We start from the raw sequence: 12,221 nt of genomic DNA, 5'->3' as shown, positions 1-12,221 counted from the left end.
AGTACGACGAGACCTACAAACAGGCCTCGAGCGAGCTCGACCCGGTCAAGCGCGCAGGCTTGTTCATCAAGCTCAACGACCTCGTGGTGCAGGACAATTACATCCTGCCCGAGATCAACCGCCGCAACTGCATCGGCCTGAAGAACGGCATGGTCGTGAACAAGAGCGGTTGGGACAACGACCTCTGGCAGATCGCCAACTGGTATCGCGAGACCTGATCGCGCCATCACCATGACCAGCCAGACATCGTAGAGGTGGAGCGATGGGAAACTACCTTCTCAGGCGCCTCATCGTGGCCGTGCCGAGCCTGCTCGGCATCAGCCTCATCCTGTTCGTGCTGCTCGCGCTCGCGCCGGGCGATCCGTTCGGCGAGCTCGCGAGCAATCCGAACATCCCTCCGGAGGTCCGCGAGGCCCTGCGCATCAAGTTCGGCATGGATGATCCGATCCTGGTGCGCTACGTCCGTTGGCTGCTCGCCATGCTGCATGGCGACTGGGGCTTCTCCTTCGCCAGCCGGGTCAACGTCGACACGCTGATCCTGCAGCGGATTCCGGCCACGCTCTACGTGGTCGGCACCGCGCAGCTGCTGGCGCTGATCGTGGCGATCCCGGTCGGCGTGCTGGCGGCGCGGCGGCCCTATTCGATCTTCGACCAGATCGCCAACACCTTCGCGTTCATCGGCTTCTCGCTGCCGACCTTCTTCACCGGCCTGCTCCTGATCCTGATCTTCAGCGTCAATCTCGGCTGGCTGCCGTTCGTCTACCGCGCCGACATCCCGGCCACGGGATGGATGTGGTGGTGGGAGAACTTCAAGCAGGCGGTGATGCCGGTCACGGTGCTCGGCCTCTACCAGGCCGCGTCCTATACGCGCTACGTCCGCTCGGCCGTGCTCGACGTCATCAAGCTCGATTACGTCACGACAGCGCGTTCCAAGGGGCTCGACGAGAGCAAGGTCATCGTCAAGCACGTGGTGCGCAACGCGCTGATTCCGGTCGTGACCCTGGTGGCGCTGCAGATGCCGACGGTGTTCGGCGGCGCCATCGTCACCGAGCAGATCTTCCGCATCCCCGGCATCGGCTCGCTCCTGATCAGCGCGATCCTCGCCAACGATACGCCCGTCATCATGGCGGTGACCTTCGTGTTCGCCTGCCTCGTCGTCCTGTTCAACCTCATCGCCGATATCCTGTATGGCTGGCTTGACCCACGCATCTCCTTCCGTTGAAACGGCGGCTGCGCCGGCTTCGAAGAAGCGCCGCTTCTCGCCCGGGCGCGATGCGGTCAGGCGCTTCCTGCGTCACCGCCTTGCGGCCGCCAGCGTCGTGATCCTGGCGCTGCTTGCGCTCGCCATCGTCATCGGTCCCTGGATCTGGCGGGTGCCGATCAACGAGATCGATTTCACCGCCCGGCTCGCCGCGCCGTCCTGGGATCATCCGTTCGGCACCGACGATCTCGGCCAGGATCTGTTGTCGCGCATGATCTATGGCGGGCGCATCTCGCTCGCCGTCGGCTTCGCGGCGATGGCCGTCGGCCTGTTCGTCGGCGTCGTGATCGGCGCGGTGGCCGGCAACTCCAAGGGACCGGTCGATGCCGCGCTGATGTGGCTGACCGATCTGTTCCTGTCGCTGCCGCAGCTGCCTTTGCTGCTGCTCGTGATCTATCTGTTCCGCGATCTCCTGAAGGGGCTCGTCGGCCCGGAGGGCGGAACCTTCGTGCTGATCGTGCTGGTCATCGGCGGCTTCCGCTGGATGCCGGTGGCACGGCTGGTGCGGGCGCAGTTCCTCTCACTGCGCGAGAAGGAGTTCGTCGAGGCCGCGCGCGCGCTCGGCGCGTCCAACCTCCGCCTCGTCGTCCGTCACATCCTGCCGAACGCGCTGGGTCCGGTCATCGTCGCCGGCACGATCGACGTCGCCGCGGCGATCATCGCGGAATCGACGCTGTCGTTCCTCGGCCTCGGCTTTCCGCCCGACATTCCGACCTGGGGACGGCTGTTGTTCGACGCCAAGGACTATCTCGACATCGCGCCGCATTGGGCGCTGTTCGCCGGCGGCGCGATCTTCCTCACCGTCATCGCCATCAATTTCATCGGCGATGGCCTGCGCGATGCGCTCGATCCGCGGAAGGTGATGTGATGGATGGCCGCGTAGCTCCGCTCCTCGAGATCAAGGGGCTGAAGACCTATTTCAACAGCGACGAGGGCCAGGTCCAGGCCGTCGACGGCGTCGACATCTCGATTGGCCACGGCGAGACCTTGTGCGTGGTCGGCGAGTCCGGCTCCGGCAAGACCGTCACCGCGATGTCGGTGCTGAAGCTGATCGCGATGCCGCCGGGCCGCATCGCCGGCGGCCAGATCCTGTGGCAGGGGCGGGACCTGGTGCCGCTGCCGACCTCCGAGCTCAATCGCATCCGCGCCAGCGAGATCGCGATCGTGTTCCAGGAGCCGATGACCTCGCTCAATCCGGTCTACACCGTCGGCGACCAGATCGCCGAGGTGATCCGGCTGCATCAAGGATTGTCGAAGAAGGCGGCGATGGACCGCGCGGCGGAGATGCTGGCGCTGGTGCAGATCCCCAACCCGCAGCGCCGCGTGCACGATTATCCGCACCACTTCTCCGGCGGCATGCGCCAGCGCGTGATGATCGCGATGGCGTTGTCGTGCAATCCCAAGCTCCTGATCGCCGACGAGCCGACCACCGCGCTCGACGTCACGATCCAGGCGCAGATTCTCGACCTGCTGCTCGACATGAAGGAGCGGCTCGGCATGTCGATCATGCTGATCACCCACGCCATGGGCGTGGTTGCCGAGGTCGCCCAGCGCGTCGTGGTCATGTATGCGGGCCGGGTGGCCGAGGAGGCGCCGGTCGAGCGCCTGTTCGCCAATCCGCGCCATCCCTATACGCAAGGGCTCATCCGCTCGATCCCGCGCATCGATCTCGCGGCCGTCAAGAAGAGCCGGCTGGAGAGCATCCCCGGCAGCGTGCCGAAGCTGGTCAATCCGCTGGAAGGCTGCCGCTTCGCCTCGCGCTGCCGGTTCGTGATTCCGGAGTGCCGGCGGGCGCAGCCTCCGCTGCGCGAGATCGAGCCCGGCCACAAGGTGGCGTGCATCCGCGCCGAAGAGACGTTGTCGTGATGACCGAAGCTGCCATTGCTCCCGCCGCCGCGCCGGCACCGCTGCTCACCGTGCGGAACCTCACCAAGGCCTTCCCGATCAAGGGTGGATTGCTGAAGCGCCAGATCGGCAGCGTCCGCGCCGTCGACGGCGTCAATTTCCACATCGAGCCGAGCGAGACGTTCGGCCTGGTCGGCGAGTCCGGTTGCGGCAAGTCGACCACCGGCCGCTGCGTGCTCCGGCTGATCGAGCCGAGCTCGGGCGAATTGAGCTTCGAGGGCAAGGACGTCATCGCGCTGTCCGGCGACGGCCTGCGCGCGCTGCGTCGTGACATCCAGATCATCTTCCAGGACCCCTACGCCTCGCTCAATCCGCGCATGACCATCGGCGCGATCATCGGCGAGGCGCTGACGATCCACGGGTTGGCGTCCTCGCGCCAGAAATACGAGGAGCGCATCGTCCATCTGCTGGAGACCGTCGGCCTGCAGGCCGATCACATGACACGCTATCCGCACGAATTCTCCGGCGGCCAGCGCCAGCGCATCGGCATTGCCCGGGCGATCGCGGTCGAGCCCAAGCTGATCATCTGCGACGAGCCGGTGTCGGCGCTCGACGTCTCGATCCAGGCCCAGGTCATCAACCTGCTCGAGGACCTGCAGCAGAAGTTCGGGATCGCCTATCTGTTCGTCGCGCACGACCTCTCGGTGGTCGAGCACATCAGCCGCCGCGTCGCCGTGATGTATCTCGGCCGCATCGTCGAGACCGCGCCGTCACGTCAGCTCTATTCGACGCCGAAGCATCCCTACACCGAGGCGCTGCTGTCGGCGGTGCCGATCCCGGATCCCAGCATCAAGCGCAAGCGCATCCGGCTGAAGGGCGAGGTGCCGAGCCCGATCAATCCGCCGTCGGGCTGCCACTTCCACACCCGCTGCCCGATCGCCAAGGACGTCTGCAGCAAGGAAGTGCCGCCGCTCAAGGCAAGCGACGAGGGGCATCTCGTCGCCTGCCATTTCCGCTGAGCAAGGCTCGGCGGATCACGCCGCCTGACGGTCCGAGATCAGGGCCGTCAGGCGCGCGGTCTGCTCCGGATTGAGCGTGAACTGCACCAGCGCGGTGCGGTCGCCGACGCGTGTGACCATGCCCGGCAGATCGGACACCATGCCTGCGATCGCGAGCGTGACCGGTGTGTTGACCGACAGCCGCACCGAAACCTTCTCGAGCAATGCGCCGCCGAGCGACAGATTGCGCACGATCATGGCGACCTGCTCGCCGTTCACCTGCAGGGTGCCGGGGCGATTGATGTTCAGCCGCGTCGAGAGACGGCGGTCGACATCGGTGGTGGAGGTTCGGATCACCCGCACCAGCTCGGTGCGCAAGCGCTGGACCTTCTCGGCTACCGAGCCCGAGCCGTCGCGAATGTCGGTGGAGCGCCGGCCGGCCTCGCTGGCCTCGCGCGAGACCTCGGCGATCTGGCTCGCCACCTCGCGTGCGGCCGCCGAGGTTTCCTCGACGGTGCGCGAGATCTCGATGGTCACGCTGTTCTGCGCCTGGATCGCATCGGCGATCCCCGAGGACACCGCCTCGACATTGCGGATGACCTCGCCGATCGCGCCGATCGAGGTCACGGAGGCGCGCGTGGAGTCCTGGATCTCGGCGATCTGCTGCGCGATCTCGCTGGTCGCCTTGGCGGTCTGCTCGGCCAGCGACTTGACCTCGGAGGCGACCACCGCAAAGCCGCGGCCGGCCTCGCCGGCGCGGGCGGCCTCGATGGTGGCGTTCAGCGCCAGCAGGTTGGTCTGGCCGGCGATCTCGCTGATCAGGCTGGTCACGGCGCCGACCTTGTCGGCGGCTTCGGACAGCTTCGCGATCGTCGCCTGGGCTTCGGACGACGCGGCGACCGCCTTGCGCGTCAGCTCGCGCGAGCTATTCACCTGCGACGAGATCTGCGAGATCGAGGCGGCGAGCTGCGAGGACGCCTTGGCGACGGTCTGCGTGGTGGCGAGCGCCTGCTCGGCCGCGGCCGCGACGCTGCTCGAATTGCGCTCCAGGGTCAGCGCGCTCTCCGTCATCGACGTCGCGTTCCTGGCCATGTGACTGGTGCCTTCGGCGACCTCGCCGACTGCGGTGCTCGCCGCCTGCTCGACGGCCTCGGCCATCTCCTTCAGCGCCTTGCTCTTGATGCGCTCGGCGACCTGGCGCTGCTCGTCTTCCAGCATCGCGGTCTGCCGCGCCTTCTCCTCGGTCTTCAGCCTGAACTGCTCGATCGAACGCGCCATGTCGCCGAGCTCGTCGCTGCGCGTCTGGCCCGGCAGCTTGATGTCGAAATTGCCGTGACCGAGTTCGGTCAATGCGCCGCTCATGGCGGCCAATGCGGACGACATCCGCCGTGCGATGATCAAGGTGATCGATCCGATGATCAGCATCACCAGGACGGCGGCAATGAACACGCCGCGCTTGCTCTCCCACATCTGGGCTTCGAGATCGTCGACATAGACGCCGGTACCGATGATCCAGCCCCAGGGCTCGAAGCCGGCGACATAGGACATCTTCGGCTGCGGCGCGTCCTTGCCGGGCTTCGGCCACATGTAGTCGACGACGCCGGCCTTCTGGCGCTTGACGACATCGACCATCTCCATGAACAGCCGCTTGCCGGTCGGATCCTTGTTGTCGGCGAGGTTCTGGCCGTTGAGCTCCGGCTTGATCGGATGCATGACCATCTTGGGAGTCATGTCATTGATCCAGAAGTAGTCGCCGCTGCCGTAGCGCAGCTTGCCGATCCGCGCGGCGGCGTTCTTCTGCGCGACCTCGGGCGCGACCTGGTCGCGAGCGATGGAATCGTATTCCTCGCGGGCGATGCTGAGCGCCGTCTCCGTCAGATGCGTCAGCTCGCTTTGCCGCTGATCCTTCAAGGCCGTGCCGAGATTCTGGCTTTGCGTCGCCGCAAGGCCGGCAAGGCCGCAGAACGACAGGCCGATGATCGCATAGATGCGAAGCGCGAGGGAAAAACGCGGCTGAGCCATGGATGGATCCGGGGGCGAGAGAGACCAGGGGCGACGGCAGACGAAATTAAGGAATTACCGTTTATGCCCGGTTAAATGCGGATGGTTCGCAGTTACCGTGCCCGCTCGGAGAGTCCGTAATTTTACTGGACCGCGACTAACAATTGCTAATCGATTCAACTCGCCGCAATCGTGTAGTTGATCGGCATGCCGAGCAGCGCGCCCCGGGCAGCCGTCTCCTGGTGGGGATCACGCAGCAGCAGCCGGATGCCGCGTTCGTCGATCTCGAGCACGTAGGCATCCGGGTCGAGGTCGCATCGCGCCAGCGCATCACCGATCGCCGCACGTGTCGCGAACTGGCGCAGCGCCGGCTTGTAGATCTTGCCGATCGGCGTCAGCGGCATGTCGCTCAGCACGGTCACGGCCTTCGGCTGGGCGGCCGGCTCGAGATGCGGGGCCACGAAGCGTCGCAGCTCGTCGTCGTCGACCGTGGTGCCTGGCTTCAAGGTCACATAGGCCACGGGCAACTCGCCCGCATAGGCGTCGGGACGACCGATCGCCGCCGCGATCGCGACAGCGGGATGCTGCAACAGCGCGTCCTCGATCAGGCCGGGGTCGATGTTGTGTGCGCCGCGGATGATCACGTCCTTGGCGCGGCCGGTGATATGGACGCGGCCGTCGGCGTCGACATGGCCGAGATCGCCGCTGATCAGCCAGCCATGATCGAAGGTGCCGGCGTTGCGCGCCGCGTCGCTGTAGCCGGGACCGACATTCGGTCCGCGCAGCGCGATCACGCCGGTCTCGCCGGGCGCACAGGGCCGTTCGAGATCGGCGGGCGTCGCGGTGGCAGCAAACGCGCGCACTTGCGTGAATGGCAGCCGCAGCCCCGTGGAGCCCGGCACGCGCGAGCCGTGGAACGGCTCGATGGTGACGACGCCGGCGCACTCCGTCATGCCGAGGATGTTGCGCACGGGCTTGCCGACGGTGCGCTCGAACGTATCGGCGAGCTCGGGCGGCAGCGGTGATCCGCCGGTCAGCATCATCCGCAAGGATGTGATGTCGGCGTCGAGCGGCACTGCCATCAGCGCGCTCATGACCGTTGGCACGCCGCCGATCACGGTGACGCCATAGTCCGCCACCTGTTTCCAGACCGACTTCACGAACGCCTGGTTGCGCAGGCCCAGCCGCGTGGGAATCAGGATGGTGCCTCCGGCCGCCAGCACCGAGAGGCCATAGACGAAGGCGCCGGCGACATGAAACAGCGGGAAGCCGTTGATGAGAGTGTCGTCGGCCCCGAGATCGTACATCGCGGCCGCCGCACGGCCGACGAAGGCCTCGTTGCGGCGGGTATGCAGCGCCAGCTTCGGCGCGCCGGTGGTGCCGCCGGTGTGGAAGCAGGCGGCGATCGCATCGTGATCACCCGCCACGGCGAAGTCGAGCGTGTCGGCGTTCTCGGCATGCAACAGAGCTTCGAAGCCGCCATCGGATCCCGCGGTCGGCGCATCGGCGTCGCAATGAAGAATCGCGGACAGGCAGCCGGAATCGCGAAGCGCCGGGGCCAGCCGCGGCCACAGCGGCATGTCATCATTCTCGCCGAGCACGATCGCGATCCTGCTGCGACTTGCCCTGAGCAGGCCGATGATGTGATCCGGCGGCAGCATCGGATTGATCGGGCAGGCGCAGCCGGCCAGTTGCGCTGCCCATAGCGCGATCTCGGTCGCGAGCGTGTGCGGCGCGAGGATGGCGACCGCATCATCGGAGCCGACGCCAAGCCGGCGGAACAGATTGGCGGCCTGCCGGATCCGGCGGACGAGCTCCGCATAGCTGACGACGACGTCCGTCCCGTGCTCATCGACCTCGGTGAGATAGCGGATCGCCGTGCGCTCGGGCCATTGCCGCGCGCTGGCCTCGATCAGCGCGAACGGAGACGCGTGCGGCAGGAACGCATCGAGGCCGTCGCGCTCGATCGCGGCGAGGTCGGCTTCGTTCCGGATGATCCTGCGCGACATCGCCGAGCGGGCTCCGTGCTGTCAGAGCCTGATCACATCGGGCGCGGCATCCTCCCGCAGCCGCGCCACCAGGGCGGCGCGGCGGGTGAGGACCGCGCGCTGGTTGATGTAGCCCTTGTCGGTGATCTCGCCGGCATCGAGCGAAGGCGGCTCGGCCATCAACAGCGCACGCGTCGCATAGCGGGACGAGCCGACCGCCTCGGCGCGCAGCTTGGCGAGCCCCTGCGCGATCGCCTCGCGGACGGCGGGATGCGCGAGCACGTCGCCGATCGGCGTCGTGTCTGCCAGCGCCGCCTTGCTGCGGCAGGCGGCGATGTTGGGCACGATCAGGAAGTGGACGTCGTCGGTGCCATGGCCGGCGATGACGATGTCCTGCGCCAGCGGCGCCAGCGCGGCGATGCCGGCGATCCGCAGCGCCCCGACATTCACCCAGGTCCCGGACGAGAGCTTGAAATCCTCGGTGATGCGGCCATCGAAGAACAGGCCGGCTTCCGGATGCGCGGGGTCGGCGAGCTTCACGGCGTCGCCGATCTTGTAGAAGCCTTCCTCGTCGAAGGCGGCGGCGGTGATCTCCGGCGCTTTCCAGTAGCCGGGCATCACATTGGGCCCGCGCACGCGGACCTCGAGTTTCTCCCCCGCAGGCACCAGCTTCAGCTCGGTGCCCGGGATCGGCACGCCGATATTGCCGGCCCGCTCGGCGAAGAAATGGCAGTCGGTCGCGAGCGGCGACGTCTCGGTGGCGCCCCAGGCCGACACCAGCGGCGCCTTCCGGCCGATCGTGGCCTGGCTCATCTCGTTGAGCGCATCCCACAGATTCTGCGGCAGCGCCGCCGCCGCATAGAGGATGCACTTCACGCCGGTGAAGAACCTGTGCCGCAGATCATCGTCTGCCCTGAGGGCCGCGACCAGCATGTCGAAACCGCGCGGCACGTTGAAATAGATCGTTGGCACCATGCTCTTGAGATTGGCGAGCGAGGTCTCGAACAGGCCGGACGCCGGCTTGCCGGCGTCGATATAGATCGTGCCGCCATGGGCGAGCACGAGGTTGAAATTGTGGTTGGCGCCGAAGGTGTGGCTCCAGGGCAGCCAGTCGACGATGACGGGGCCACCGTCGACCTCGTGCAGAAAGGTCCAGAGCTGGCCCTTGGCCTGCTGGCTCATCGTCAGCATCCGGTGCGTGTTGATCACGGCCTTGGGCAGCCCGGTCGAGCCGGAGGTGAACAGCAGCTTTGCGATCGTGTCCGGCGTGACGGCGGCAAAGGCGTGGTCGACCTCGGGGCCGGGCCTGGTGGACAGCAACGCCTGCAACGGCACCGTGCTCGTGCCCTCGCCATCGCCGCTGATGATGCTGGCGTGGTGCAGGCCCTCGATCGCGGCCAGCGCACGCGCGAACGGGCCGTGCGCGGCGACGAAGATGGCGCCGGGATCGAGCAGGCCGATCATCGCCCTGAGCTTCTCATGGTCGGTCGACATCAGCGAATAGGCCGGCGAGATCGCGCAGACGGGGATGCCGACATGCTGCGCCGCGAGCGCCAGCACCGCATGCGCGATGCTGTTGTCGGAAAGGATCGCGAGCGGACGTTCCGGGCCGAGGTCCTGCGCGAGCATCCAGGCCGCCGCGGCTCGGACCTGCGCCAGCGTCTCGCCATAGGTCAGCCAGGTCCAGGTGCCGCCGCGGCGCTCGGCCAGGAAGGTGCGGTCCGGCACCTTGCGCGCCCAGCTCTCCAGCCATTCGCCGGTGCAGCGCGCCGTCGGCTGCAACGTCATGCGCGAGCGCAGGATGATGGCGCCATCGTCGCGCGTCACCGCCTCGATCGACGGCGCGGCGAACATGTCGGGCTCGGGTGCGGTCCGGCGCTCGGGGCTACCCATGGCGCGCCTCCATGGCGGGAGAGGCCGCGCAGGATGCGCCTGCCCGGCGCGTGATCGGCAGACCGACGCGACCGGCTGTCTTGCGCCGCCGCATTGCTGCCGCAATGCCGGCGGCCATCGTCATCCATGACGGCATGACCGTCCCTCCCCACGTATCCTTGTTGCCGGCAGACTAACAGAATGATTGTGGTTTGCAATTATTGTGGCTGTGACCAATTGCGCCGGCTTGTGCTCGCGATGGCGCCGGTCTAGGCAAGGGCTTGTCATGTCAGCGAGCCCATCATGTCCAAGAGCGCGCGCGCGCGAACGCAACGAAACCGAGACGGGCAGGAGCCGAAGATTCATCTCGGCGAGCTCGACAACCATCTCGGCTATTTCGTGCGCCGCCTGCAGCACTGGATCTTCCGCGACGTCAATGCGGCGCTCGCGCCCCTCGCGCTCGACGTCATCCTCTACTCGATCCTGGAGACGATCGCGGCCAATCAAGGCGCAGCGCAGATCGCGATCGCCGGTCGGCTCGGCATCGAGCGGGCGCGGATGGTCGCGCTGCTCGACGAGCTGCAGCAGGCCGGGCTGATCGTGCGCGAACGGTCGGAGCAGGACCGCCGGGCGCATGCGCTCGGCCTCACTCCGCGCGGCCGCATGATCCTGAAGAAGGCGAACGTCGCCGTCGCGGCCCACGAGAAGCGCGTGGCGCGCCGGCTCGGCGCCGACAATTATCGCCGCGCGCGCGCGGCGCTGGCGCAGTTCGAGACGGATTAGACGGCAGCAATACGCGGACATGTGTCGCATCCGCTATCTGTCGGACGATCGAGCAAGCGGCGCTCGTCGCAATGGGTCCTTAGAAGGTGTTGACGTTGATACTCTCGAACTGCGGTGGGCGATCAATTTGACCAGCGCCGAATGCGAGCCGGGCGCGCGCCCAGAGCACACTGCTTTCGTAGGGGTCCTTGTCGAGCTCCTGCGGACGCATGTGCATCCAATTCACAGGCGAGTAGTAGCTGCGGCATGAAGCGGGATCACGTGGCGTTCCGTCAGCGGCGAACGCGCACCATTGACGCCGCTCGTCGATGGCAGCCACGATCGTGCTGTCTCTGGAGCAGCCGAGTGCGCGATAGCGCGGCGCGATGATCTCGTGGCCGTCGCTGTCGCGCATGCCCCACATCCCGTCTCGGTCGAACAGCGTCCTGCCGTCGCCGCAGTTGAGAATCTCGCGGCGGTCGAATCCTCTCGACCCCACGATGAAGAACAACAGCTCCTCATCGGCCGTGCTCGCCGAGGTTTGCGGCTCGGCGGCCAAGACGATGTCACCGACGGACGATGTCACGAACACGATCAGGACGGCGATGCCCCAGGTTGCGTTCGTCCCGGCGCCCATCAGCATCACTCCCGTATCGCTTGAAACGCGGTGCCGAGATACTCTACCTCAAGATACATGAATTGAAAGATGCATCTTAAGGCAGGCGCGCCCGTCGCATGAAACTGGGGGGCGTCTACGTGCTCTCGCGGACCGGATCGCAATGCGGGGGCGCTGCCCCTCAGCTCGCCGCTTCCAGCCGCTCTTCGGTCAAGAGCCGCATCGCGGCGTCGGCGTCCATCGGCTCGCCGAAGGCGTAGCCTTGGGCGTATTCGCAGCCGAGCTGATAGAGCTCGACCGCATCGGAGTCCGTCTCCGCGCCCTCCGCCACCACGTCCATGCCGAGGTCGTGGGCCAGCGCGATGATCGATTTGAGGATCACCGGCCGCGTGCCGCGCGCGGTGGTGCGGACGAAGGACTGGTCGATCTTCAACGTGTCGAACGGGAAGCGCTGCAGATAGGCCAGCGACGAGTGGCCGGTGCCGAAATCGTCGATCGAGAGCCCGACGCCGAGTTCGCGGATGCGCGCCAGCATCTGCGCGGCGTGCTCGGGATTCTCCATGACCAGCGATTCCGTCAGCTCGATCTTGAGCGAGCCGCGCGCCACCGACGAGCGCGCCAGCACCGAGCGGATGTCATGGATCAGGTCGTGGCGCAAAAGCTGCCGCGAGGAGACGTTGACGCTGGCAAAAATAGGCTCGCGCAGCCGCGTCGCGCGCTGCCACACCGAGAGCTGCCGCGCGGTCTGGTCGAGCACAAAGGTGCCGAGATCGACGATCAGGCCGATCTCCTCGGCGATGGTGATGAACTCGCTCGGCGACATCCGGCCGAGCTTCGGATGATCCCAGCGCGCCAGCGCCTCGAAGCCGGCGATCGAG

General features: G+C 66.8%; 10 protein-coding genes and 1 pseudogene. 6 read left to right on the top strand and 5 right to left on the bottom strand.

Features of this window, described 5'->3' with window-relative positions:
• From BRAS3809_RS24340 to BRAS3809_RS24320, 5 genes and pseudogenes are all read left to right on the top strand, one after another.
• Positions 1-218 (top strand): annotated as a pseudogene (locus BRAS3809_RS24340) (peptide ABC transporter substrate-binding protein); the annotation flags it as partial.
• 44 nt (positions 219-262) lie between these two features.
• Positions 263-1,222 (top strand): ABC transporter permease, encoded by a 960-nt coding sequence (locus BRAS3809_RS24335; RefSeq protein WP_008964692.1) that lies wholly within the window; start codon positions 263-265, stop codon positions 1,220-1,222.
• Positions 1,188-2,129 carry an ABC transporter permease gene (locus BRAS3809_RS24330; protein WP_035658129.1) on the top strand — a complete coding sequence of 314 codons (942 nt, stop codon included), beginning with the start codon at positions 1,188-1,190 and terminating at the stop codon, positions 2,127-2,129. The genes BRAS3809_RS24335 and BRAS3809_RS24330 overlap by 35 nt, the downstream gene beginning before the upstream one ends.
• Positions 2,126-3,127: an ABC transporter ATP-binding protein gene (locus BRAS3809_RS24325; protein ID WP_008964690.1), complete on the top strand. Its 1,002-nt coding sequence runs from the start codon at positions 2,126-2,128 to the stop codon at positions 3,125-3,127. The genes BRAS3809_RS24330 and BRAS3809_RS24325 overlap by 4 nt, the downstream gene beginning before the upstream one ends.
• Complete coding sequence (locus BRAS3809_RS24320; protein ID WP_035658127.1) at positions 3,127-4,125, top strand: ABC transporter ATP-binding protein; 999 nt, start codon at positions 3,127-3,129, stop codon at positions 4,123-4,125. Before BRAS3809_RS24325 ends, BRAS3809_RS24320 begins: the two co-directional genes overlap by 1 nt.
• Positions 4,126-4,140: 15 nt before the next feature.
• On the opposite strand, the gene BRAS3809_RS24315 is transcribed toward BRAS3809_RS24320, so the two are convergent.
• The 3 genes from BRAS3809_RS24315 to BRAS3809_RS24305 all read right to left on the bottom strand — a co-directional run bounded on the left by BRAS3809_RS24315 (position 4,141) and on the right by BRAS3809_RS24305 (position 9,986).
• Entirely contained in the window at positions 4,141-6,126 is a 1,986-nt protein-coding gene (locus BRAS3809_RS24315) for a cache domain-containing protein (RefSeq protein ID WP_008964688.1), read from the bottom strand.
• 155 nt (positions 6,127-6,281) lie between these two features.
• Complete coding sequence (locus tag BRAS3809_RS24310) at positions 6,282-8,114, bottom strand: AMP-binding protein (RefSeq protein ID WP_008964687.1); 1,833 nt, start codon at positions 8,112-8,114, stop codon at positions 6,282-6,284.
• 21 nt (positions 8,115-8,135) lie between these two features.
• The gene (locus tag BRAS3809_RS24305; protein ID WP_008964686.1) at positions 8,136-9,986 is read right to left on the bottom strand and encodes a feruloyl-CoA synthase; all 1,851 of its coding nucleotides are present in this window, start codon (positions 9,984-9,986) and stop codon (positions 8,136-8,138) included.
• 282 nt (positions 9,987-10,268) lie between these two features.
• Here BRAS3809_RS24305 and BRAS3809_RS24300 point away from each other — a divergent pair, with 282 nt between their 5' ends.
• On the top strand, positions 10,269-10,748 hold the full coding sequence (locus BRAS3809_RS24300; protein WP_008964685.1) for a MarR family winged helix-turn-helix transcriptional regulator: 480 nt from the start codon (positions 10,269-10,271) through the stop codon (positions 10,746-10,748).
• Between the two features lie 79 nt (positions 10,749-10,827).
• Here BRAS3809_RS24300 and BRAS3809_RS24295 read toward each other — a convergent pair whose 3' ends face one another.
• Positions 10,828-11,370, bottom strand: coding sequence for a hypothetical protein (locus BRAS3809_RS24295; RefSeq protein WP_035658123.1), 543 nt, complete (start codon positions 11,368-11,370; stop codon positions 10,828-10,830).
• A 154-nt stretch (positions 11,371-11,524) separates the two neighbouring features.
• A partial coding sequence (locus BRAS3809_RS24290) for an EAL domain-containing protein (protein WP_035658120.1) occupies positions 11,525-12,221 on the bottom strand: 697 nt, incomplete at its 5' end.

This window comes from Bradyrhizobium sp. STM 3809, assembly GCF_000239795.1.
GTDB lineage: Bacteria > Pseudomonadota > Alphaproteobacteria > Rhizobiales > Xanthobacteraceae > Bradyrhizobium.
Note: the sequence above shows the minus strand (reverse complement) of the source record. Positions and strands in the feature narration are given on the sequence as shown.

What these genes read in the sequence shown, in the direction of transcription:
- BRAS3809_RS24335 (WP_008964692.1), top strand. Translation starts at nt 263, where the DNA reads ATGGGAAACTACCTTCTCAGGCGCCTCATCGTGGCCGTGCCGAGCCTG.
- BRAS3809_RS24330 (WP_035658129.1), top strand. Translation starts at nt 1,188, where the DNA reads ATGGCTGGCTTGACCCACGCATCTCCTTCCGTTGAAACGGCGGCTGCG.
- BRAS3809_RS24320 (WP_035658127.1), top strand. Translation starts at nt 3,127, where the DNA reads ATGACCGAAGCTGCCATTGCTCCCGCCGCCGCGCCGGCACCGCTGCTC.
- BRAS3809_RS24315 (WP_008964688.1), bottom strand. Translation starts at nt 6,126, where the DNA reads ATGGCTCAGCCGCGTTTTTCCCTCGCGCTTCGCATCTATGCGATCATC.
- BRAS3809_RS24310 (WP_008964687.1), bottom strand. Translation starts at nt 8,114, where the DNA reads ATGTCGCGCAGGATCATCCGGAACGAAGCCGACCTCGCCGCGATCGAG.
- BRAS3809_RS24305 (WP_008964686.1), bottom strand. Translation starts at nt 9,986, where the DNA reads ATGGGTAGCCCCGAGCGCCGGACCGCACCCGAGCCCGACATGTTCGCC.
- BRAS3809_RS24300 (WP_008964685.1), top strand. Translation starts at nt 10,269, where the DNA reads ATGTCCAAGAGCGCGCGCGCGCGAACGCAACGAAACCGAGACGGGCAG.
- BRAS3809_RS24295 (WP_035658123.1), bottom strand. Translation starts at nt 11,370, where the DNA reads ATGCTGATGGGCGCCGGGACGAACGCAACCTGGGGCATCGCCGTCCTG.